Annotated in this window: 19 protein-coding genes and 1 pseudogene; 17 read left to right on the top strand and 3 right to left on the bottom strand. The window is 45.0% G+C overall.

All coding sequences use genetic code 11. The annotated features are described in order from the left end of the window. The 12 genes from NST83_RS13000 to NST83_RS12945 all read left to right on the top strand — a co-directional run bounded on the left by NST83_RS13000 (nt 1) and on the right by NST83_RS12945 (nt 13,830). Entirely contained in the window at nt 1-1,029 is a 1,029-nt protein-coding gene (locus NST83_RS13000) for a LacI family DNA-binding transcriptional regulator (protein ID WP_342414522.1), read from the top strand. Continuing rightward, the gene (gene rbsK, locus NST83_RS12995) at nt 1,022-1,900 is read left to right on the top strand and encodes a ribokinase (protein ID WP_342414521.1); all 879 of its coding nucleotides are present in this window, start codon (nt 1,022-1,024) and stop codon (nt 1,898-1,900) included. The genes NST83_RS13000 and rbsK overlap by 8 nt, the downstream gene beginning before the upstream one ends. Before the next feature lies 1 nt (nt 1,901). Then, nucleotides 1,902-2,336 (top strand): D-ribose pyranase, encoded by a 435-nt coding sequence (gene rbsD, locus NST83_RS12990; RefSeq protein ID WP_342414520.1) that lies wholly within the window; start codon nt 1,902-1,904, stop codon nt 2,334-2,336. Nucleotides 2,337-2,396: 60 nt separating this feature from the next. Beyond that, complete coding sequence (locus NST83_RS12985) at nt 2,397-3,878, top strand: sugar ABC transporter ATP-binding protein (RefSeq protein WP_342414519.1); 1,482 nt, start codon at nt 2,397-2,399, stop codon at nt 3,876-3,878. 1 nt (nt 3,879) lies between these two features. After that, nucleotides 3,880-4,848 (top strand): ribose ABC transporter permease RbsC, encoded by a 969-nt coding sequence (rbsC, locus tag NST83_RS12980; RefSeq protein WP_014281544.1) that lies wholly within the window; start codon nt 3,880-3,882, stop codon nt 4,846-4,848. 33 nt (nt 4,849-4,881) lie between these two features. Then, nucleotides 4,882-5,802, top strand: a complete 921-nt coding sequence (gene rbsB / locus NST83_RS12975; protein WP_137063252.1) for a ribose ABC transporter substrate-binding protein RbsB — start codon at nt 4,882-4,884, stop codon at nt 5,800-5,802. Nucleotides 5,803-6,016: 214 nt separating this feature from the next. After that, on the top strand, nt 6,017-7,024 hold the full coding sequence (locus tag NST83_RS12970) for an ABC transporter substrate-binding protein (RefSeq protein ID WP_342414518.1): 1,008 nt from the start codon (nt 6,017-6,019) through the stop codon (nt 7,022-7,024). A gap of 32 nt (nt 7,025-7,056) precedes the next feature. Next, nucleotides 7,057-8,772, top strand: coding sequence for an ABC transporter ATP-binding protein (locus NST83_RS12965; RefSeq protein ID WP_342414517.1), 1,716 nt, complete (start codon nt 7,057-7,059; stop codon nt 8,770-8,772). Nucleotides 8,773-8,805: 33 nt separating this feature from the next. Continuing rightward, complete coding sequence (locus NST83_RS12960; protein ID WP_342414516.1) at nt 8,806-9,786, top strand: ABC transporter substrate-binding protein; 981 nt, start codon at nt 8,806-8,808, stop codon at nt 9,784-9,786. Between the two features lie 229 nt (nt 9,787-10,015). Continuing rightward, a complete protein-coding gene (locus NST83_RS12955) occupies nt 10,016-11,080 on the top strand; it encodes an iron ABC transporter permease (RefSeq protein WP_137063248.1) in 1,065 nt (354 codons plus the stop codon). Nucleotide 11,081: 1 nt separating this feature from the next. Beyond that, the gene (locus tag NST83_RS12950) at nt 11,082-12,128 is read left to right on the top strand and encodes an iron ABC transporter permease (protein WP_342414515.1); all 1,047 of its coding nucleotides are present in this window, start codon (nt 11,082-11,084) and stop codon (nt 12,126-12,128) included. A gap of 745 nt (nt 12,129-12,873) precedes the next feature. After that, on the top strand, nt 12,874-13,830 hold the full coding sequence (locus NST83_RS12945) for a tyrosine-type recombinase/integrase (RefSeq protein ID WP_342414514.1): 957 nt from the start codon (nt 12,874-12,876) through the stop codon (nt 13,828-13,830). 152 nt (nt 13,831-13,982) lie between these two features. Here the strand turns inward: NST83_RS12945 and NST83_RS12940 are convergent, their stop codons facing one another. Beyond that, entirely contained in the window at nt 13,983-14,438 is a 456-nt protein-coding gene (locus tag NST83_RS12940) for a DinB family protein (RefSeq protein WP_342414513.1), read from the bottom strand. 311 nt (nt 14,439-14,749) lie between these two features. Between NST83_RS12940 and NST83_RS12935 the strand changes: the two genes are divergently transcribed. Continuing rightward, the gene (locus NST83_RS12935; protein ID WP_342414512.1) at nt 14,750-15,655 is read left to right on the top strand and encodes an ROK family protein; all 906 of its coding nucleotides are present in this window, start codon (nt 14,750-14,752) and stop codon (nt 15,653-15,655) included. A gap of 474 nt (nt 15,656-16,129) precedes the next feature. Here NST83_RS12935 and NST83_RS12930 read toward each other — a convergent pair whose 3' ends face one another. Next, a complete protein-coding gene (locus NST83_RS12930; protein ID WP_342414511.1) occupies nt 16,130-18,091 on the bottom strand; it encodes a DNA mismatch repair protein MutS in 1,962 nt (653 codons plus the stop codon). A gap of 625 nt (nt 18,092-18,716) precedes the next feature. On the opposite strand from NST83_RS12930, the pseudogene NST83_RS12925 reads away from it, so the two are divergent. Together NST83_RS12925 and NST83_RS12920 are read left to right on the top strand one after the other, a co-directional pair. After that, nucleotides 18,717-19,263 (top strand): annotated as a pseudogene (locus NST83_RS12925) (ATP-binding cassette domain-containing protein); the annotation flags it as partial. 130 nt (nt 19,264-19,393) lie between these two features. Further along, nucleotides 19,394-20,497: a DUF3900 domain-containing protein gene (locus NST83_RS12920; RefSeq protein WP_342414510.1), complete on the top strand. Its 1,104-nt coding sequence runs from the start codon at nt 19,394-19,396 to the stop codon at nt 20,495-20,497. A 117-nt stretch (nt 20,498-20,614) separates the two neighbouring features. On the opposite strand, the gene NST83_RS12915 is transcribed toward NST83_RS12920, so the two are convergent. After that, entirely contained in the window at nt 20,615-21,544 is a 930-nt protein-coding gene (locus NST83_RS12915) for an L-lactate dehydrogenase (RefSeq protein ID WP_137063240.1), read from the bottom strand. A gap of 229 nt (nt 21,545-21,773) precedes the next feature. Between NST83_RS12915 and NST83_RS12910 the strand changes: the two genes are divergently transcribed. Continuing rightward, entirely contained in the window at nt 21,774-23,165 is a 1,392-nt protein-coding gene (locus NST83_RS12910; protein WP_342414509.1) for an amino acid permease, read from the top strand. 166 nt (nt 23,166-23,331) lie between these two features. Beyond that, nucleotides 23,332-24,582 carry a YCF48-related protein gene (locus NST83_RS12905; RefSeq protein WP_342414508.1) on the top strand — a complete coding sequence of 417 codons (1,251 nt, stop codon included), beginning with the start codon at nt 23,332-23,334 and terminating at the stop codon, nt 24,580-24,582. The last annotated feature ends 191 nt before the right edge of the window (nt 24,583-24,773 follow it).

Here is a 24,773-nt window from a genome sequence, read left to right as displayed (position 1 = left end):
ATGACAACAATTAAACAGGTCGCCAGCTATGCAGGCGTTTCCGTAGCGACTGTATCCAGAGTTATTAATGAAACGGGATATGTGCATGAGGATACACGCCGCAAGGTTGAGGCCGCTGTTAAGCAACTAAATTATAAACCCAACGAAGTTGCTCGTTCTCTGTACAAAAAGAAATCCAAATTAATCGGTCTGCTTCTGCCGGATATTACAAATCCATACTTTCCCTTGCTAGCTCGTGGAGTGGAGGATCGAATGCAGGAAAATGATTTTCGAATTATTTTTGGCAATAGTGATGAGGATCGGCAAAAAGAACTGGATTACATGGATACCTTTATACAAAATAATGTCGTTGGCGTCATTTCATCTACAAATGATCCCAATGCTGATTGCTACGCCAAGCTGAAAATCCCTGTCGTTTTTCTTGATCGAACTTCCAATGATAGCCCCTCCGTATACGCCGATGGTGCTCATGGCGGTCGACTTGCAGCGCAGGAAATCATTGCCCGTGGTAGTAAACAAATTACGGTCTTGCAAGGCCCGGCACATATTCGTCCGGCGCAGGATCGTTTTCGCGGAGCGGTTGAAGAGCTTCAGCAATCGAATATTGCTTATCATGTCGTCAAGACAACGTCCTTTTCGTTCAAGGAAGCTGAGCTGTGGGCCAAAGAGCTGTTCAACAAGCATCCTGATACGGACGGAGTCATTGCGAGTAACGATATTGTGGCTACAGCGGTGATGCATGAGGCACATCGATTAGGAAAGAAAATCCCGGGGGATGTTCAGATTATCGGGTTTGATGATATACCGTTAAGCAGTTTGTTATTCCCGCCATTGTCAACGATCCGTCAGCCTGCCTACGAAATGGGTTGGGAAGCAGCAGGATTGCTGATTCAACTGATTGAGCAGTCACAAGCTACAAAGTCAAGCATACCTAATCTTCATTCGAGTATACTTACCCATTCAAGCATACAATTGCCCGTCAAATTCATTGAACGGGAAACGACCAGAAAGGTGGATTATCATGGCTAAAATCACGATTGTCGGAAGCAGCTCGATGGATCTTGTAGTGACTACCTCCAAGCGCCCCGGCGCAGGAGAAACCGTACTGGGTGAAAGCTTTGCAACCGTACCCGGAGGGAAAGGAGCCAATCAGGCAGTAGCCGCAGCCCGTCTTGGAGCGGACGTTACGATGATTGGACGCGTAGGGGATGACCATTTTGGCCAACAGATTTTACGGAACTTTGAAGAAAATCGTGTTCATGCTGGCTATGTGAAACCGGTTACACATATGGAAAGCGGCACAGCACATATTGTACTGGCTGAAGGGGATAACAGTATTGTCGTTGTAAAAGCAGCGAATAATGAAATAACTCCAGCCTATGTAGAAGAAGCGCTCGATGTAATCCGAAATTCGGATATGGTGCTCATCCAACAGGAAATACCGGAGGAAACGGTCGTATACGTGAGCAAAATTTGCGCCAAGTATGAGGTGCCGCTGTTGCTGAATCCCGCTCCGGCTCGTGAGGTGGAAGTAAGTGTGATTGAGAATGCGACATACATTACTCCCAATGAGCATGAAGCCGCTATTATGTTTAAGGGCCAAAGCCTTCAAGAGGCTCTGCGTCAATATCCGAACAAGCTGTTTGTTACTGAAGGCAGCAACGGTGTACGGTTTTTCGACGGAGAACAGGAGGTCGTTGTTCCTACCTATAAAGTAGAAGCCGTGGATACGACAGGTGCAGGGGATACATTTAACGCTGCATTTGCCGTGGCGCTGGCTGAGGGGAAATCACTGGCAGACAGTGTGAAATTCGCCAATCGTGCTGCATCGCTGTCCGTTACCAAATTTGGAGCACAGGGTGGTATGCCAACACGGCGTGAAGTGGAGGAACAATTATAATATGAAAAAACATGGAATTCTGAACAGTCATATATCCAAGGTACTGTCGGATCTCGGCCACACGGACTATATTGTCGTGGCCGATGCCGGCTTACCTATTCCTGAAGGCGTTACTAAAATTGATTTGGCTCTCAAATGGGGCGTACCATCCTTTCAAGATGTCGTTGATGTGATCGCAGCTGACATGGTGATCGAAAAGGTAACGTTGGCTGAAGAAATGAAACAGGAGAATGATGAAGCTCTACAGTATATTATCCGCACATTTACAAAGGAAGAGTCAGAAAATTCGCAGACCACGGCGCAAACTGCCGCCATTGAGTTTTGTTCGCATGAGCAATTCAAGGAGTTGACCCGTCATGCCAAGGTAGTCATTCGCACAGGAGAAGCTAAGCCGTTTGCCAATTGTATTTTGCAGGCAGGGGTTTATTTTGGATAAGCCTATTTTGGATAAGCCTATTTTGGATAAGTTAATTTTATATAAAAAGGAGGGGACAGCATGCATATTCAAATGAAGGGAATTCACAAAGCCTTTGGTACCAATCAGGTGCTGAGCGGTGTGGATTTTGATCTCCGTGAAGGTGAGGTTCATGCACTCATGGGTGAAAATGGTGCAGGTAAATCAACGCTGATGAATATTTTAATCGGACTGCATCACCGTGATGAAGGGACGATTATCATTGACGGTCAGGAAACTTATTTTGCTAACCCTAAAGAGGCCGAACAAAAGGGGATTGCTTTTATTCACCAGGAGCTGAATGTGTGGCCGGAAATGACCGTGCTGGAAAATCTGTTTATCGGCAAGGAAATGACATCCAAGTGGGGGTTACTCGACAGCACCAAAATGAAAGCGTTAGCAAACGAGCAATTCGCTAAGCTTGCCGTGAATCTTCCTTTGAATGGTGAAGCAGGCGAGTGCTCCGTGGGTCAACAGCAGATGATCGAAATAGCCAAAGCATTGATGACGGATGCCAAAGTGATCGTAATGGATGAACCAACAGCCGCGTTAACCGAACGGGAGATTCAAAAGCTGTTTGAGGTTATTATTTCCTTGAAAAAAGAAGGCGTTTCCATTGTGTATATTTCACATCGGATGGAGGAAATATTCGAAATCTGCGACCGGATTACCGTCATGCGTGACGGAAAAACAGTGGATACCCAAGCGATTCCCGATACTGATTTTGATGAGGTTGTGCGGAAAATGGTTGGCAGGGAGCTAACTGAGCGCTATCCGGCGAGAACACCTGCTTTGGGAGAAGTGGTGCTGGAGGTCAAAAATGCCTCGCACAAAAGTATTTTTAAAAATGTGAATTTTACCGTGCGATCCGGGGAAATTGTGGGCTTTTCAGGCTTGATGGGTTCGGGACGGACAGAAATCATGCGAGCGCTTTTTGGACTGGATGCTTTGGATAGCGGTGAAATTCATGTGCGTGGAAAAAAGGTGACGATCCGCAAGCCGGATGACGCGGTGAAGCTGGGAATTGGCTTTATTACAGAGGACCGCAAGGATGAGGGATTGGTGCTGGATTTTTCGATCCGGGAAAACATGGTGCTACCCAATCTGTTCAGCTTTACGTCGAAAGGATTTATTTCAGGCAAAAAAGAGCTGGATTTTGTTAATACATTAATTAAGCGCTTACAGATAAAAACTCAATCAGGCGAAACGACGGTACGCAGTTTGTCAGGTGGCAATCAGCAAAAAGTGGTGATCGCCAAATGGGTGGGCATTGGCCCAAGCGTACTTATTCTTGACGAACCGACAAGAGGCGTGGATGTAGGTGCCAAACGGGAAATCTACCAGTTGATGAACGAGCTGACCGAGCGCGGAGTAGCGATCATCATGGTATCCTCAGAACTTCCCGAGGTGCTCGGCATGAGCGATCGTATTATCGTGGTGCATGAGGGACAAATCACCGGGGAACTGAGCAGGGAAAAAGCCACGCAAGAACACATTATGACGTTAGCTACAGGAGGACAGTAATATGACAACCATGAATGAAACAAAAGGTGGCAAAGGGTTTCAAATGTCGCAAATTACACAAAAGCTCGGCCCGTTGCTGGGACTCATTATTTTGGTCATCATCGTATCGGTCTTGAATCCCAGCTTTTTGGAACCGCTTAATATTCTGAATTTGTTGCGCCAAGTATCTATTAATGCGCTGATTGCGTTTGGTATGACCTTCGTGATTCTCACAGGCGGGATTGATTTGTCTGTTGGCTCGATCCTAGCTCTATCCAGTGCGTTTGTCGCGAATATGATGCTGGCCGGCTTCGATCCGATTTTGGCAATTATCATTGGTTGTGCGCTGGGTGGCGTCATGGGGATGATTAATGGCTTGATGATCACCAAAGGTAAAATGGCTCCGTTTATTGCTACATTGGCGACCATGACTATTTTTAGAGGATTGACACTGGTCTATACCAACGGTAATCCGATTACGGGACTCGGAGACAGTCTGGTATTTCAGTTGTTCGGCCGCGGTTACCAGTTTGGCATTCCGGTTCCGGCGATTACAATGCTCATTACCTTTGCCGTACTGTGGATCATTTTGCATAAAACGCCGTTTGGACGCAAAACGTATGCCATCGGTGGTAACGAGAAGGCTTCGATTGTATCCGGTATTAAAGTACCGCGCGTGAAAATTTGGATTTACTCTCTGGCTGGAATGCTCTCTGCTTTGGCGGGTGCTATTTTGACCTCACGTTTGAACTCCGCACAGCCGACAGCAGGTACTTCATATGAACTGGATGCCATTGCGGCTGTCGTACTGGGCGGAACAAGCTTGTCAGGGGGACGCGGACGAATCGTAGGTACGTTGATCGGTGTACTTATTATCGGGACGCTGAACAATGGCTTGAATTTACTGGGAGTGAACTCTTTTTATCAAATGGTGGTCAAGGGGATTGTAATCGCCATTGCTGTATTGATTGACCGTAAGAAATCAGCTTAATACGCCTAATCTGCATAGAAGGAGATCACATATATGAAAAAACTTACATTAATCATGACAGCCTTGCTGCTCCTGCTGATGACGGGTTGTTCTCTGGAACCGCCGGAATGGGCAAAGCCCAAAGCAGGTGCGAACTTGAAGGAGATCAAAATCGGCTTGTCCATCTCAACGCTGAACAATCCATTCTTTGTTTCTCTTAAAGACGGAGTCGTTGCAGAAGCCAAAAAACAAGGATTGCAAGTCATTGTCGTCGATGCGCAAAATGATTCGGCGAAACAAAGCAATGATGTGGACGATCTGATCCAGCAAGGCGTAAATGCATTGTTAATTAACCCTACAGATTCGTCGGCTATCTCCACGGTTGTTCAATCCGCTAATGCTTTGAACATCCCGGTCATTACGCTGGATCGTTCTGCTGACAAAGGAGATGTAAAAGCGCTTGTCGCTTCGGACAATGTAGAGGGTGGACGTATGGCTGCCAGATACGTGATCGATCAAGTCGGAAAAGGTGCCAAGGTCATTGAGCTGGAAGGCGTACCAGGTGCATCGGCTACCCGTGAGCGGGGTAAAGGCTTCCACGAAGTAGCGGATAAGGAACTGAACGTTATTGCCAAACAGTCGGCCGATTTTGACCGGACCAAGGGTTTGAATGTCATGGAAAACCTGCTGCAAGGCAACCCGGACGTTCAGGCGGTATTTGCCCATAATGATGAAATGGCGCTTGGGGCAATTGAAGCCATTCAAAGCTCTGGTAAAAATATTCCAGTGATCGGCTTTGACGGCAACGAGGATGCACTTAAATCGATTAAGGAGGGCAAGCTCACGGCAACCGTAGCTCAACAACCTGAACTGATTGGACAATTGGCGGTTCGAGCGGCACAGGATGTACTCCAAGGTAAAACCGTGAAAAAATCAATTCCTGCCAAGCTGGAGCTGGTGGATCAGAAGAAATAAAACGGGCGTATGTCCCCATATATTTAAGATTCCGGGCTGATGCGAGAATGCGATCAGTCCGTTTTTTTATGAGTCAGGAATCATTTGCTTCGTATAATATGGAAGTTTTTAATTTTAATGTTGTAAGAAGTAGCAGTAAAAGATAGAATAACAATTGTATGATAATGAGAATCACTATCATTTTCGATATATATAACTAAGGAGGATTTGTAATATGCAACAAAGTAACAGATTAAAATGGGGAATCACGCTTTGTCTTGTGGTTCTGCTGACGGTTGTACTGGGTGCTTGTGGAAACGCAGCTAGCAACAACCATCCGAACGAAAAGATCGACACTAAGGATCCATCCGGACAATCCCAAACGGTTGCCATGCGTGAATATACAGATGCCACTGGCAACAAGATCAATATCCCTGTAAATCCGCAACGAGTTATTACGACGCAATATTTGGATGCGATACTGGCCTTAGGAGTTAAACCGGTAGGTGCCGCTTCCCATTTGTTGGAGGGCGAATATTTAAAAGGAAAGATTGACGGAATTGCGGATATTGGGAACCCGACAAATGTAGAAAAGGTGCTGGAGCTACAACCAGACCTGATCCTAATAACAGAAGACACCACTCCCGAAGTGAAGGAACAACTGGAAAAAATTGCACCAACTGTAGTCATTTCTTTTATGAAAGGGGATGTGTTTAAGCAATTTCGGGATGTTGCTGCCGTACTCGGTAAGGACAAGGAAGCTGAGCAGTGGATTGCTAATCTGGATCAAAAGGCTGCCGAAGGGCGGAAGAAGCTGGCTGGAAAATTTAAGAAAGGTGAAACGGTCACGATTTACATGACTTACGGTAAGGATGTGCTAAGAGTGTACGGGGCGCGGAATGTAGGACATGTCATTTACCGTTCACTGGAATTGAATCCTCCTGAGTACATACGCCAAAAGCTGGCGAAGGACCCGAACTTTAATTTCGTTTACGATAGCATTTCAATGGAAAAGCTGCCTGAACTGTCAGGGGATCGAATTATTATGCTGGTTTATGATGAAGAGACCAAGGATGGAATCCTCAAGGAAATCGAGCAAAGCGCACTGTGGAGAAACCTCCCTGCGGTTAAAAACCACAAAGTATATTTCATCAAAGCTGACCCGTGGTTTACGTACTCACCGCTTGCGATTGACAAATCGCTGGATGAAGCGGTTAACATGCTTTCCGTTGATCCTAAATAATCACTTGAAATAAGAAAGGAGAAGTCATATACATGTTAAAACGTTTTTTTGAATATTACCGTCCTTACCGGACTTTGTTTATTATTGATTTCTCTTGCGCCTTGCTGGCTGCACTGCTGGAGTTGGCTTTCCCACTTGCCGTCAACCGGGTGGTCGATGATTTGCTGCCTAGCGGGAACTGGAAATGGATTTTATATGCTTGTTTAGGACTTCTTGGTATTTATGTAGTCAGTGCCGGATTAAATTACGTGGTTACCTATTGGGGCCATAAGCTGGGAATTAACATCGAATCGGACATGCGTAAAAAGCTGTTTGATCGAATTCAAAAGCAATCCTTCCGTTTTTTTGATAATAACAAAACAGGGCATCTCGTCTCCCGTATGACTAACGATCTGATGGATATCGGGGAAATCGCCCACCACGGGCCTGAAGATTTGTTTATCGCGTTGATGACACTGGGAGGGGCCTTCGGCATCATGCTCGGCATTAACTGGAAGCTGGCAGTGCTGACGTTCATTATTGTGCCGCTTATGATTTACTTGTCCTTGTATTTTAGCCGTAAAATGAATGCTGCTTTCCATCGAATGTTTTCGGATATCGCAGATTACAACGCACGTATCGAAAATAACGTTAGTGGTATCCGCGTTGTACAAGCATTTTCGAACGAAGAGCATGAAATGGAGCGCTTTGCTGAAAACAATGGACGATTCCGTAAAACCAAGCTAATTGCTTACCGTATTATGGCTTGGAATTCTTCAATTAGTTTTATTCTGATGAAGCTGGTTTCGCTGTTTGTACTCGTGTGCGGTACATGGTTTGTGATTGAAGGGCAAATGACGTACGGGGAATTTATCGCGTTTGTGATGCTGTCCAACGTATTTCTCGCGCCAATCAAGCAGATTAACTCCGTTATTGAAACGTATCCCAAAGGCATTGCCGGCTTCCGCCGATACCTAGATTTGTTGGAAAGTGAATCGGATGTAGAAGATCTGCCAGGGGCCAAGACCGTTACCCATCTCAATGGAGAAATCCAATTTGCAGGTGTAACATTTGGCTATGAAAACAAAGACAAGGTATTGCGTAAAGTGGACCTATCCATCCATGCGGGAGAGACTGTAGCACTGGTCGGCCCTTCAGGAGCAGGTAAAACGACGCTTTGCAGCTTGTTGCCACGCTTCTATGATGTGGAGGAAGGCAGTATTACCATTGATGGTATGGATATCCGTGAAATGAAGCTGGAATCGTTGCGCTCCATGATTGGGATCGTACAGCAGGACGTGTTCCTGTTCGATGGAACGGTTCGTGAAAATATTGCATATGGCAAGCTAGGTGCCTCGGAAGAAGAAATTTGGGATGCCGCCCGACGGGCTCAGATTGAAGACCTCGTTCGTTCATATCCGGAAGGTTTGGATACCATGATTGGTGAACGGGGCGTAAAGCTGTCCGGGGGCCAAAAGCAACGCTTGTCTATTGCCCGGATGTTCCTCAAAAATCCACCTATTCTCATTTTGGATGAAGCAACATCAGCACTGGATACAGAGACAGAAGCTGCAATTCAGCAGGCTTTGACAGAGTTGTCGCAAGGACGCACAACGCTCGTTATTGCGCATCGTCTGGCAACGATTAAAAACGCCGACCGCATTATCGTAGTTGCCGATCAGGGAATCGCCGAGCAAGGTAGGCATGAAGAATTGCTAGCGGTACAAGGTCCGTATAGCCGTCTGCATCAAGCCCAGTACGGTACCTAAATGAAATAGTATGAAATGTAAGCAGAGAGAGGAATGAATGTTTTGAAAAAGGAAATGTGGATTGCAATGATGCTGCTGTCATTCATGCTGGCTCTGACCGCTTGTGGAGGAAATACGGGGCAGACTGACGGAAAGCAGAATCAAACTTCTACCGAGCAGAAGCCAGCAACGAAAACAGTCAAAACAATTCATGGTGATGTTACAGTCCCAACTCATCCTCAACGGATCGTAGTAGATATGTATCAGAATGATTTATTAGCTCTTGGTATTCAACCCGTGGGGAGTGTGAAGTATTATTTGGACAATCCGTTTTCCAAGGATCTTGTACAGGGCATTACAAGCATTGGAGATCGCGATAGCGTGTCCTTTGAAAAGGTACTGACTCTGGAGCCGGATTTGATTCTGATTGGTTCCAAAGATGCTTCTCAATATGAGAAATACAGTAAAATTGCACCGACCGTCTCTATTCCTTATGGCACGTATAAGGATGTGCATGAGGAATTAACTGCTTTTGGAGAGCTTCTTGGTAAGGATCAGGAGGCTAAAGCGTGGCTAGCCCAATACGATCAGCGGATGCAGGCAGCACGCGACAAGTTAATGGGAATTATTCAACCTGAGGACACCTTCACTATCATGGAGGCTTCAACGAAGGAATATTATGTATATGGCGATAACTTTGGCAGAGGAGGGCAGGCGGTATACAGAGGACTGGGTTTGACGCCTCCACCTCTTGTCCAAAAAGAATTATTAGGTGAGACTCAATGGAAATCGGTATCGAAAGAAGTTATTAATCAGTATGCCGGTTCTTATATTTTTCTGACGGTTAACAAGGATACCGCGGGTTATACAGGGGACAGTATATGGAAGTCACTGGATGCCGTCCGAAATGGCAGGGTCTTTGAGTTACAGGAGGATCGCTATTGGTACTTTGACCCGATTGCCATTGTAGGACAAGCAGAAGAAATCGCAGACATGCTCGTCCAACGGAATAAAGAGAAGGCTTCACAGAAGTAGTTACTCAGGTGTTGCTGGTAGCCCTTTGGTATTGATGCCAAAGGGCTTTATTTTTTCACAAAATTGCAGGGCTTCACGGGTTCGTCGAAATTTACTATTGAAGCCATTGTCGCATTAATTTACAATAGTAAAGATTGCATGATAATAATTCTCATTATCAAATGCCTTCATGAGCACAGGTTTGTGTGATAGCCTACATACTATTCAACAGTAAGGGTGAAAAATAGTCATGAAATTATCAGAATCATCGGAGAGTCCCGCCCAGAGTAACAATAGCCAGCCGCCGACTCCATTTCACTCACGTCCATGGGCGGCTTCGCTCATCTTAACAGCCGGACTAGCCTTTTTGGCATTCGGTATCGCTTTATCCCTATCTTTTGGCGCAGCTCCAATTAGGCTGTTTGAGGTATGGAATGCAGTCTTTCATTTTAATCCTGAAATACAAAATCATCAAATTATTTGGGAAATTAGGCTACCACGGATTTTGGGTGGTGTGTTGATTGGAGTCTGCTTCGCTGTGGCGGGGGCAATTATGCAGGGGATGACCCGCAACCCGCTTGCTGACTCGGGTTTGCTTGGATTGAATTCGGGAGCTAGTTTGGCGATGGCGATTTGTTTTGCTCTTTTTCCCGGGTCATCCTTTTTACAACTGATGCTGTACTCCTTTGTTGGCGCGGCCTTAGCTGTTGTGATGGTATATGGTACAAGCTCCATATCCAAGGGTGGGCTTACGCCAGTACGCCTTGTATTGGCGGGTGCAGCTGTAACGGCATTGCTGTCTGCCTTGGGTGACGCGATCAGCTTGTATTTTAATGTCGGACAGGATCTGGCCTTCTGGTATGCAGGGGGACTTAGCGGAACCAAGTGGGTGCAACTGGGGATTGTCTTACCTTGGGTTGTGGCAGCCTTTATCGGTGCTCTTATGCTGTCACGGTCTATTACGTTGCTCAGCCTGGGGGATGAAATTGCGCTCAGTCTCGGTCAGCGCACTGGCATTGTAAAGGTGCTTGGGATGATCCTGGTACTTATTCTGGCGGGGGCGGCAGTGTCGCTGGTAGGATCTATCGGTTTTGTAGGGCTGATTATTCCTCATATGACCCGCAAGCTGGTAGGTGTCGATTATCGCTGGATCATTCCTTGCTCGGCCATTATGGGAGCTTTACTCATCGTGTTTGCCGATCTGGCGGCCCGTATGATTAATGCACCGGAGGAAACACCAGTAGGCGTGCTTATTGCCCTGATTGGGGTGCCATTCTTCCTTTATCTGGCTCGTAAAGAAAGGAGGGCACTGTAAGATGAATAACATCACGACTGGAGCTATTGCCAAAGCAGGTCACCGTAAAAAAATCCATGATTGGATCGTTGTTATCGTTCTGCTCATTCTGCTTATTGCTGCATTTACCATTAGTGCGAATACAGGAACTATTCGACTTTCGCCAATGGAGCTTTTTAGAACCTTGTTTGGGCAAGGGACTCCACAGCAGGAATTGATCCTGTTTGAATTCCGATTGCCACGAATGGTTATTTCCGTTTTGATCGGTGCAGGTCTGGCGGTTTCCGGCTGTATCATGCAGGGAGTTTCACGTAATGGTTTGGCGGACCCTGGTATTTTGGGGATTAATGCCGGAGCCGGGCTGATGGTTATGCTGTTTGTATTGCTTTTCCCAACGATGCAAACAACGAATTCATTGTTTTTACTACCTGCCCTTGCGCTGATTGGATCGGGAGCGGCTGCTATTTTGATCTACGCTCTTTCTTACAAAAAGGGTGAAGGGATTTCTCCGACAAGGTTACTGTTAAGCGGAATTGGTGTAGCGGCGGGGATCAGTGCTGCGATGATCATCCTAACTCTCAAGCTTACGCCTGAAAGTTATACGTTTGTTGCCAATTGGTTGGCAGGAAGTATATGGGGGTCCAACTGGAAATTTGTAATGGCACTGTTACCTTGGCTTGTGGTGCTGCTGCCTTTCGCATACTACAAGGCCAATGTAATGAATGTGCTTAATTTGGGAGATCAGACGGCATCCGGGTTAGGTACATCTATTGAAAAAGAACGCATCCTTCTGCTCGCTGCTGCGGTTGGATTGGCCAGCTCCAGCGTATCGGTTAGCGGTGGAATCGGCTTCGTCGGTTTAGTCGCTCCGCATTTGGCGAGAAAACTGGTGGGGCCAAAACATAAGATGCTGTTAGTGGCCTGTGCATTGGTTGGGGCACTGTTAGTGCTTGTGGCGGATACAATTACACGATCCTTACCTTTACAGAAAGAAATCCCGACAGGTTTGATCGTGGCCATCATTGGTGCTCCATACTTCCTATACCTGCTAAGTCGCTCCAGGGGATAACATCGCGAAGAAATCATAACTTATTCATTAAAAGCTATACACGACAAAATAACCTTCAACCCCACTAAGGAAGTGGGGCTGAAGGTTATTTTGCATTTAAAAATTTAAACATTCGTATTTTTCATATCAACGGGAAGTATTCAAGGCGTGAGAAGTTTGATGAAGCTCCCTGATCATTTTGTGCAAAGTATAATTTTCTTGACGCGTCACGCCGTGTTGATTTTCCTGGACCAGCAACTGATGGATGTTCCGTTTTAGAATTTCACTTCGACGTTCCAGCATTTCGGTACTCATAAATAAATGAACACTCCCTTTGTCATGAATAACTTACATTTTTGAAATGAATATAAGTTGAAAATAGTTTGCCTTTCGACTTCTTTAAGTATAGCGTGCTGAATGATGAAGGGAAAATGGAGAGAGACAGCAAAATTCTTTTTCACATCATCCATGTCCCGCCGACGGCTACTCACCCCGTGGGTTCTTAGATATGCTCTCTGATGCTGATGATAACGGTATCTTAGGAGAAAATCAGTCAAAATGGCGGTAGACAAGGCTAAGGGCTTTATTTTATACTTAAAAAGTGCCTAAAATAACTGCGCATAATATAAATTATACGCAATTTTGGTTTAAATCGACTTTTATTAGCCCTCACGCACAAGATGTCGATCGAATTGTCGATAAAAAGTAGGCGAAAATGGACGTTTTACAGTATATTGGAAGATGAATCGGAGCGGAGGTAATCGGGATGAAAAAAGGGGTACGGCAAATGGAGCCGGATATGATAGATGATATTGATGAAGTATATGCTGAGGAACTGGAGGCTTTTTTGATTTGGATGAAAGATGCAGGTTATACGATACATACGCAAAAAAACTATACAGGGGATGTGAAGCAGTTCTTACTCACGTTGCGGGATAAACCACTCGATCAGGTGAAAAAGATTCATGTGATGTCGTATCTGTCTAAAGCTCGGGAAGGCGGAGCTGGAGATAGCACCCGGAACCGCAAGCATGCAGCGGTGAGTAGCTTTTTTAAAGCGCTACAGGAATTTGAATTGTGCAGCACGAATCCGGCTTTCGGAATTAAAAAAGCAAAGACCGAAAAGAATCGTATGCCCGTGTACCTGGATGAAAATGAAATTCGGCCATTTTTACTCGCGGTGGAAGGGAAATATGCCAATCGCAACATGGCTATTTTTCTGCTCATGGTATATATGGGATTACGGGTGGGAGAGGTTCATTCTTTGAATGTCCCGGATTACAGCCGTGAGCGACGCACACTGGATGTGTTTGGTAAAGGGAGAAAGTGGCGTACGCTCCCGGTGCCGGAGGCTGTGTGTGATGTTTTAGATCGTGCATTGGAGGAAAGATTAACGCCGTGGAGAGGGAAGGAGGATGCGATGTTCGTGTCGCAAAAAGGCCGCCGACTGGCGGTTCGCTCTATCCAGCAGATCGCTACAGAAACGTTCGAGCGATTCCAGCAGGATAAAGGTGCGCAAGGTCGAGTGGCTTACTCCAGCCATAAGCTGCGTCATACGTTTGCAACGATGCTTTTGCGTAGAGGTGCAGATCTGCGTACTGTGCAAGAGTTGCTGGGACACTCTTCCATTCAGACCACCACTGTATACACGCATGTCACGGATCGGGAAAAGGAAAAAGCGATGGACAAGCTGGATGTCCAGCTACCAATAACGGGATTATAAGTATATACCAGGAGTTGATTTTGAAAATAAACACATTTGGTTTACATAAAAAATATTATGTAAACCAAAAAAAGAATTGCACCCTGACTTGGAAATCGCATCAACGACTTGTGTCATCCATATTGTGAACATAGTATCCTTTATCATCGTACTTATTCTTGTTTTTGATTGATTTGATCCAAATGATGCTGCATATGCTGAATATAATCGTCAACTAGCCACTGTAATGTTTCGGTAGACTGGTCATCTTTTTGAAATTCTTTCTCAAAATCGAGTGATGTACATGAGTTTAACATATTTATGATTTGTTTATTTAATAGTTTCCATAGATGTATGACATCCGCGTGGGAGAACGCTTCCTGATACTGATTAGCTGCAACCCAATCATTTTGCGCATATGCTTCAATTTTAACAGGGGACCTTGAATGCTTAATCATTATAAATCTTCGATGATTATTAGAAGCGGAGTCGCACAGATGCCCTAGTATTTCTTTTTTAGACCATTTTTCTGGGAAAGGTTTGGCATTAAATTCATGTTCTGAGATCGAAAAGAATTCTTTTTCATGATCCTCGATGAGCCTAGCGAGTTCTTCAACAGTATTATTCAATAGATGTGCCTCCTTATTTTAGCGATTGTCATATGATAAACCTTAGAATAATTCAGAATAAGTTGGAAAGCAATGGTGAATTAAAAGCCAGTATGGTATTGCCTTGACAAAGGTAATAAAGTAAAGGTACAGAAGCTTTTTTTAATAGTAATACGATGCCAATAATGCAGCTAGCTTTATCACTAAATCCAACGAAGAGAACGGTGTCTGACTAACGATAAAGAAAATGATGGATTTACAAAACCAATAAAATTAATTATCGTTATTTAGAGAACCACTCAAAACTGCTCAATGAAAGGACTATACGTAGTATGAAAAATAAAATACTGGTTTTTGATATTGGCGGCTCTTTTATAAAATTCAGTTTGTATTTTCAAGGTGAATTTATGAGCAAGGGTAAAGTTAAAACTCCATTGGACTCACTTGAGAATCTGCTTGTAGCTTTAAAGCAAATTCTTAATCAGTTTATGGATGAGTGCGAAGGTATAGCCGTCAGTATGCCAGGTATTGTGAATTCAGCAAGCGGCCATATGGTGCATGGAGGTTCATTAAGATATATAAATGATATAAATATGATAGAAGTTTTTAAGAAAGCGTTTCACAAGCCCGTAGCGATTGAAAATGATGGAAAGTGTGCTGCTCTTGGGGAAGCATGGCGTGGTTCATTACAAGGGATTACCGATGGTGTTGTTCTGGTAGTTGGAACAGGGATGGGGGGTGGAATCATCTCTCAAGGGAAATTGCTGAAAGGCCACCATTTATCGGCTGGAGAATTCTCCTTCATCAGAACCAACAGCGAGTATGCAGACAATGATGATTATTTGTTTGGTATGCAAGGGAGTAGTTTTGTTTTAACAAAAACCGTTGCGAAAGCTAAAGGACTTCCTGCAGATTCAATAACGGGTGAACAAGTATTCAAGTTCATTGAAGAAGGTGATCGCGCGGTCCAAACGATTTTTCATGAATACTGTAGGAACATCGCAACACAAATCATTAATTTGCAATCGATTCTTGACCCTGAAAAGTTTGTTATTGGGGGAGGCATATCTGAAAATCCTTTACTGGTAATTACGATTAGGGAAGAGTTGGAGAAGCTTTATATGGAATCTATCTATAATTTTGTGCGTGCAGATATTGAACAAAGTAAATTAGGCAATGAAGCGAATTTGCTAGGCGCTATATATAACTACAAACAATCGTATCATCTTGAATTATGACAAAAGTTATATTTCGACGAGTAAGGGATTGAGTAATACAAACAAATAAAATGTTAACAAAAGAGCGTGCCTTTAACTTTGGACACGCCTTTTTTGTGTTACAGACGTTTGATATAAGAGGTTTGAAAAACAGAATACATATCCTTGGAGCTTCAGGCTCGGGAGTATCGTCGCTTGGAAGTAAGCTGGCTCTGAGACTCCCATAAGTGAATTTGAATGGAGATGACTATTTTTGGATTGAAAAATACACCAGACAACGTGACCCTGCTGATGTTAAAAGATGATTTGATAAACCATAGGATTACATAATATATATTATGTTAGTTAAACTAGATTTATGAGTCCTATTAATGTATTCAAATGACAACAAGTAGAATCTGCAAGTGGATCACTCTAATCAAAGTGTCCGCTTGCAGATTAAATTTCACTGGCATTCAAAAAAACTTATTTTAAATTGAGAATATACATGTGCGTCTACATTTCATTTTCCGGGGGAGATTCAATCATCAAGCCTTCGATATGCTTGCGTCCCATAAGCTTCCGTTTTTTGCGGTTTTCCTTGGTTTCTAAAACGATATCCAGATCATAGTCGTCAGGATACAATTCAGTAGCTGCGATGTGAAGGACGAGCCTCTTTTTATTCATGCTCAGCTTCTCTCCTTGGATTAAAACACCTACATTCCCTCGTTCATCCTCGGTTTTGTACACAATTCCAGTCCGATTCAGGTAGCCTACATAAACACTATCGCCAAGGGCAAACGACATAGGTTCGGCAGTGTGTTTTTGTTTCCCCTGTTTTGTGGCTGTGTGCTTTAAAGATGCTCTTTTAGGAGAGAGTTCACTTGTTGTTTTGTGCTTCTCATCATTAGAAGCTGGGGGGACCACAAACAGTTCCTGTGTGTTCTGAGATGTTCTGCCCGCAGAAATGGCCTGAGAACGCTCGATAATCCGATTCCACATCCCCAGCTTCAAGGCAATGGCGTATGCGTAGCTTTCCCCGGCCTCACCGATTCGGAGACGGTATAATGGTTGTAGCGTTTCGGTATCAAACTCCATTCGGGCATTCTGAAATCCAGGTGTATTTTCGGCAAAATGCTTAATTTCGCTAAAGTGCGTGGTAGCTACTACCGTTGCCTGTCGGCGGTGGAATTCTTCCAGCAGCGCGATAGAGAGGCCCACGCCTTCGCCCGGATCGGTTCCAGATGCCATTTCATCAATCAGGATCAGAGTGGAGTTGCTTGCCGTTTCCAAAATACCGATCATGTTGCGAATATGTGCAGAAAAGGTGCTCAAAGCATGCTCGATGCTTTGCCCGTCTCCGATATCCACCTCGATGTTCTCGAATACAGCCATTCGTGAGCCTTCTGAAACAGGTACCAGCAGTCCGGATTGTACCATCAGAGTTAACAGGCCGACACTTTTGAGGGCCATCGTTTTTCCACCTGTATTGGGTCCGGTAATGATGAGTGAAGAGTAGCCTTCACCGATTGAGAAATCAAGTGGAACCATAGATTTTCCCATCAACGGGTGACGTGCCCCTCGAATGTCTATAATTCCGTCAAGGTTAAGCTCGACAGGCACAGCATCCATCGTCATGGCGTATTTGGCTTTTGCTAATAAAAAGTCGAGTATGCCTACTGTCTCTGTGTTGATGCTCAGCTCCCGGCTGTATGACTCAGCAAGTGCCGTTAGGTCGCCCAGTACCTTCATTGCTTCTTTTGCTTCTTCTGCGATGTTCGCGCTCTGATCGTATTGGAGACTTGCAATCTCGGCAGGCTCAATGTAAACCGTTTGTCCACTGCCTGATTCATCCAGCACGTTGCCTTTCACCTGTTTTCGAAACTCTTTTTTGATTGGAAGCACGTAACGACCGCCACGCTGACTGGTCATATGTTCCTGCATGATGGATCGGTGACGGCTGGTGAGAGAATCAAGTTTTCTTTTGATCCGTTCTTCCGTGACTGCTATTTTTTTGCGGATTTTAGCCAGTTCCTTACTGGCGGTGTCCGTCACTTTTCCTGAATAAATACATCTTTCAATTTCAGACAGAAGCGGTTCCATATCATACATGGAAGAAGCATAGGCACTGACGCTTGGAGCGGCATTCGACTTGGAACCCATATATTTTATCAGTTGACCGCAACTTCTGATAAATTGGGCAATGTGAGAAAAATCGCGCTCGCTGAACAAATATCCGATTCCCAGCAAGTGAAGAATGTGTTCCATCCCTTCCAGCGAGGGGATAGGAACACTTGCACCGTGGCGAATGAGCTGCAGGGCTTCCATCGCTTCGTCAAGGCGGATCTTGATCGTACGGATATCTGTAATGGGTTGCATGGAAGCGGCATGGCGCTTACCAAGGTAAGAAAAAGCACATTCGGAAACTCTTGTTTTGATCCGATCATATTCCAAACGCTGCATTGTGGTTTCATTCATGAATAAATCTCTCCTTTAGTGTGTGATTTTAGGATTGTTTAGAGCCTTCTCTGTGAAATAAAAAAAGGGCGGAGAATGAACAAATCGTTCATTCTCCGCCCTGAAGGAAGTAGGGAATTTATCGTCAAATAAGCCTATACTCCAGCTTTTGTAGCTCCAATTTATGCCTCCCCAAATCATCCATGAGTAAACCAATTTGTAAGCTAATTAGCCCATGAATAGGAAGGATATAAAGGAATTTCACAAAATCTGAAAACAAAAAAACCGCGCTGAACACAGCACGGAATAAGGCCTAAAAGAAAATAATCCCTGAGGCGATTTATGATATCCGCATGTTCTTAACTAATGTCAGGGTAAAAACACAATATCAAAAAACCTGTCCCCGGAGGGCACAAGCGCCTGAATGGTCTTCCCTGAATATGAAGTTGCTTAGTTAAGAACGTTCACCGACATCAAAATCTCTCCCTTGATTACAGATATATCAGCACTATACTATCAGTCAGCACCGAAGTCAAGCCTAGCTTCAAATCGTAACAAGAAATAGACTACGTAATAAATATTATGTTAACTTAAAATATTCCGAGCCCTACAAAATCAGGTTTTGTCTTTAAAATAAGAATGATAATCATTATTACGTATGATCGCACGTTTTTATGACCCGAAGCAGGGCAGTGTACTGCTGGGCGCCGATGATATGAGGCAGATGGACCCCGAGGCGCTGTTACGTAAGGTATCTATTTTGTTTCAGGACGTGAATCTGTTTCAGGATACCATTGGAAATAACATTCGATTCGGTAAAAGTGATGCGACGCAGGCACAGATCGAAGCAGCCGGCCGTTAAGCTTGCTGTCACGATTTTATTTTCAAGCTGCCAAACGGGTATGGCATCTGGCTAGTTGAGGGCGGCAGTACATTGTCGGGTGGCGAAAAGCAACGGATTTCCATCGCATGGGCCATTCTCAGAGGATTCGCCGATCGTGTTGCTGGATGAGGCCACCTCTTCGCTTGATCCTGAAAATGAAAAGGAAATTCAGCAAGTGATTGATCCCCTTGTACAAGGCCGAACCGTTATTGCTATTGCTCATCGCCTCGAAACAGTTCGCAATTTAGTCAAATGTTTTTTGATCAAGGAGAGAACACGATACAGAAAATTAAATCTATTCTACAAATGAATTTACATAATAATAGTTATGTTAACTTAAATGTATTTCTTAATAATGAGGATTTGTATCCGATGTACGTTTTAAATCCATAGTGATATAATTACGCGTACATGCCTGAAAAGGAGCGTATGGAACGCAAATGAACTTTCAAGTGGACTTTTTATCTTTTTTTGTAATTCAGGTGGACGGAAAAGAAGGACAAGGCGGTAAGTCCTACAAGCATTACGCTACGATGGATGACTATGATTATGACGAGAGCGATGTTAAGAAATTCCTGGACGGGGAATTTGCCCGTATTAGCAAGCGGAAGGTCGAGAAAAATCCGAGCACAGAGCAGGCACCGACCAAAATTGGCCGCTTTATCGTCGAACCGGAGCATGAACTGAGCAGTAATCCGAATTTCAATATGTTCGCCCGGCTGCGGGCAGCAGAGGATAAGGAGGATTTTAAAAATGCCTGCGACGATCTGGTGCGGATGTATCTGGATACGAGCGCGGTACGCGGGGGAGCGTTGATCATTGTACAGGCTACCTTGAATACACACTCCGATGATCCGTTTATTTTTGTGCTCAAATGTGATTTTGAACCTAAAATTGCCCGGATTACCGAAAGCAGTCTGGTCAGTGAGGTCGAAATGGCCATTTCAGCCCGTAATATGAAATCCATCATGTATCCTTACATGCTGGAGGAGGGGATGAACGATGAGTGGGAGCTTAAAATTCACCAGTCCTCGCATGCCCGGTATTTTGAGGATTTTCTGAAATTTGTGACCTACGAGCAATCCATGCCAGAAATCGTTAATGAGCATGTCATGGGCTTCGTACAGAACTATGTAGAGACGAAATGGCCAGATGCTTCCAATGAGGAAAGACAGCAAGAGGAACGTGATCTGGAGCTGTGGGCGGCCAGTGAAAAACGGGATTTGCAAGGAAAATGGGAACCCCTTCAGGTCGTAGAGGCTGCACAGCATATTGTTGAGCTAAAACCGGAAATTGAAGTTCGCTTCAAGCTGGATGATACGGCTGTACGTGGACTGTTGTCCGACTTTGGGGCCAAGCTGCATATTACGAAGCTGCATGATAGATACGCGCTTATCATTGAAGGCGACGCATTTACGTTTGAAAAAGGCTTTTCACCGATTGAGCTGCTTCAACCGGAATCGTTCGAAACGGTGGCTGAGCGCTTGAAAGAGAAACGCCAGCAAGAAGACGAGTTTGCCGATGGAGATACACCGCCTTGGTAATCTGAATAAACTGTTTACGATAAGCTGAACTCCTTATATGAAATAATCAAAGGGCCTCTCAACGGTATTTTCGCCGCTGTTGGAGGCCCTTTTTGTCTACAATTTCAGTTTGTTCATCTACAAGTTGAGTTTACTGATTTGATCTTTCAGCTTGTCCGCAGATTGATGCAGCCCTTGACGTTCCTTGTCATTCAGTGGAAGATCTAAAATTTCGCGTACACCGTTGTGATCCACGATACTCGGAACACCTAGATAAACGTCAGATACTCCGTTATAATCTTCCAGCAAAGTGGACACATTAAGTACCGACCCTTCGTCCCCCAGAATGGCGGCTACGATCCGGTCGAGAGCCAGTCCGATGGCGTAAGAAGTCGCGCCTTTGGCATCTATAATTTCATAGGCTGCATTTTTGGTACTTTCAAAAATCTCATTTTTCGTTTCTTCGCCCAGCTCCAATGGAGTTCCTGCGATGTTGGCCGTGCTCCATACAGGCAGCTCGGAATCGCCATGTTCTCCAATAATATGGGCGTGGATGCTGCGAGGATCAATGCCCTTTTGCTTACCAATCAAATAACGGAAGCGTGCGCTGTCCAGCAGCGTACCCGAACCGATAACTCTGCTCGAAGGCCAGCCACTACGTTTCCAGGAGATGTAGGAGAGAATATCCACTGGATTGGTTGCGATCAGTAAAATGCCGTGTGTGTTTACCTTGACGATATTATCAATAATGCTTTCAAAAATTTCGGCATTACGCTTGAGCAGATCAATGCGTGTTTCTCCCGGTTTTTGTGATGCGCCCGCTGTAACAATGATGATATCCGCATCACGGCAGTCTTCATAATCACCCGCCCACACTTTGACACCGCCGAGAAAGGGAAGCCCGTGATTCATATCGAGCATTTCCCCCTGCGCCTTTTTGACATTAACATCAATAAAGACAAGTTCTGACATGCGTTGGCGTAGCAGGAGGGTGTAACCGGTCGTTGTACCGACCGCTCCCATGCCGACAATGGCCACTCTGCTTCGTTTGTAAGGTTTTAAGCTCATAAAATCCTCATCTCCTTCTCGGGTTGTATACCTTTTCATTTTTAATAATACAAAATTTATCTTTCCAACCTAGTTTACCGTATATGTGCCCTCCACTGCAAAGAAATATGACATTTCTCCTTGACTTCAAACAGGGGCTAGCTAATAATTAATCGGATGACAGGGACACACACTAAAGCGTTGCAGTAGCAATATTCGCGTAGGACATTATGGAAAGAGGATTATGATTATGGACTTATTTCGAAAAAAGACAGGGTTGCTCCCGCATGAGGAGAACGGAACGACGAGTCACTTGAAGAGAACGATGGGCGCCTTCGATCTGACTATGCTGGGTGTAGGATGTATCATCGGTACCGGGATTTTTGTGATCACAGGCAAGGCAGCAGCGGAAAATGCGGGTCCTGGCCTGATGATCTCCTTTGTTATTGCAGGAATTGCCTGCGTGCTGGCAGCCCTGTGCTATGCGGAGCTTTCATCTACGGTTCCCGCTGCTGGCAGCGCTTATGCGTATAGCTATATTGTGTTTGGGGAAATTCTGGCCTGGGTGCTGGGTTGGGACTTAATTCTGGAATACGGGGTGGCGGCCGCCTCAGTGAGCAGTGGCTGGTCTGCTTATTTTCAAGGTTTGCTGGCTGGGTTTGATTTACATTTACCACTGGCTTTAACCGCAGCCTTTGATTCAGCCAAGGGAACCATTATTGACCTGCCTGCTGTGTGTATTATTATGTTGATCACACTGCTGCTGAGTCTCGGAGCCAAGGAAACGGTCCGATTTAATTTCGTTATGGTTTGTGTCAAAGTCGGAGTCGTGCTGCTGTTTATCGGAATCGGAATTTTTTATGTTAAGCCTGCTAACTGGACACCGTTTCTCCCCTATGGGTTTTCCGGTGTTTTGAGTGCCGCGGCAATCGTATTTTTTGCTTACTTGGGTTTCGATGCCATTTCAACGGCAGCAGAGGAGGTACGTAATCCGCAGCGGAATATGCCAATTGGTATTATTTCCTCGCTTGCGATTTGTACGGTGCTGTATATTGCGGTTTCGGTTGTACTTACCGGAATGGTGCCTTATACGCAGTTAGGGGTAAATGATCCTGTTGCGTTTGCTTTACGCTTTATCCATCAGGATTTCGCGGCAGGATTGATTTCTGTCGGTGCGATTGCCGGGATGACCACGGTTTTGCTCGTACTGTTGTATGGTCAGACACGGTTAATTTTCTCGATGTCGCGTGACGGTTTGTTGCCGGTATTTTTATCTAAAATCAATCCCAAAACTCAAACACCAATCCGAAGCACTTGGCTGGTCGGAAGCATCATCGCATTGGCTAGTGGATTTTTTCCATTACATGCATTGACGAACCTGACGAGTATCGGAACCCTGTTCGCTTTTGCCGTCGTATCGGTTGGAGTAATCGTTCTGCGGCAGAGACGTCCGGATTTGAAAAGAGGCTTTACCGTACCTTGGGTCCCGTTGCTCCCGCTTTTGAGTGCCCTGGTTTGCGTCGGTTTGATGCTTCAGCTTCATATCAGCACGTGGATTGGATTTATCGTTTGGCTTCTGCTGGGTCTACTGATTTATATCTTCTATGGATATCACAAAAGTTTGTTAAACCGTAAATCCTAATTTGTCTGAATGTTAAAAAGCCGGCATCCTGCACTTACGTGGAGGGTGGCCGGTTTTTTTGTATGAGTGCGCGAAAAGTGTCACATAAGGTCGTTTATGGTATAATTCTGTTTCAGATAAGCTTGTGGCACGGGATTACCGCATGCCATCGAGGGAGGATCTTTATATGAAACTGCGCTGGCGTGCGCTCCTGGGGGGAGTATTGCTGCTGACAGGTATCCTGCTGGCTAGCTGTTCTTCCGAACCCGCAGAAACCGTAACCAAACCTCCGGTTGAGGAACCGGATGACCAGGGACAAACGATAACTATAAATCCACCAATGACGCCGAAGGTGGGCGATCCCAATGCCAAATATGTAGTTCAGACACGAATAGCTGATTTCCATCTGATTGATGATACCAAAGGTTTCGTTTGGGGAGTTACTCGTAATGAGCTTCGACTCTATTATACGCATGATGGTGGATATACCTGGAATAATATTTCTCCTTCCGAAAATGTTCAATTTCAAGACAAGCTTGAATATGGGAAGGATATTAGCTTTACCGATTCCCAGCATGGATGGGTTGTCCGTCAAAATCTGGACAAAACCGCAACCGTCATCCTCAGAACCGCCGATGGGGGACAGAGCTGGGATATTTCAGCGCTCCCAAGCGGGGAGCATGTGAGCTCGATACAATATGTAAATCCGTCTACCGGATGGATTATGGCGTCTACAAACCTGAATGAGCAGGATCAACAAAAGTTGTTGTATCATACCACTGATGGAGGGGCCACATGGAAGAAGGTTGCGCAAAGTTCTGGCTTGTCATCCAATGAGTCAAGCTCGGGCCTACCCGATCAGGGCAGCATGGCGGGAATGAGCTTTGATGGCAACAAGCAGGGTTTTGTTGCCATTAATCTGGATAGCAGTGTTAAACTTTATAAGACTTCGAATCAAGGGAAGACTTGGACCCCGGTAGTCAGCAAGATACAGGGTTGTCCGCAAGCAAAAGCCGAAGCTCCGCAGTCTTTTAAAGGAAATAGTTCCTCGTATTGGATTCCTATTCTCTGTTATTTAGACAGCGGTACAAAGTATAGCGGACTGTTTACTGCTGATGCAGGCATGCAATGGAACCATGTGTCTTTGGGGCTGATCAGCAATAGAAACACCGTTATTCCCGGCCGTACTTTTCTAAATGATAAGGAAGGGTGGATCGTAACCCCAGCGGGAATAGAGCGAACGATGGACGGGGGCAAGACGTGGACAACCCTTACTGGCAGCAAAGTATTGCCATCGAAGCTTAAGGATTACCCTCGATCAGTCAAGCTCCGTTTCGCTTCTTCTACGGTAGGGTGGCTGCTTCTGGAACGTCTGGATGATAAGAAATCATTGTTGCTGAAAACGACGGACGGCGGTACCAACTGGAGGATCCTATAACCTTCATCAGGGTGATTGTCCTGTGCTTTTCCCTGTATTTGCACGTCCTCAAAAGGCCATGCAGATACAGCGAAGAGACACAGGGCGTTTTATTTTTTAAGATTTTAAATTTTATACGACAATATGTGAAAAAAATCACAATATACTGAATGAGCCACTGTTATACTGAACCTGTAAACAACGATAGGAGT

It is taken from the genome of Paenibacillus sp. FSL R10-2782 (assembly GCF_038592985.1).
GTDB lineage: Bacteria > Bacillota > Bacilli > Paenibacillales > Paenibacillaceae > Paenibacillus > Paenibacillus terrae_C.
The sequence above is the reverse complement of the archived record's forward strand: the minus strand, read 5'-3'. Positions and strand labels throughout refer to the sequence as shown.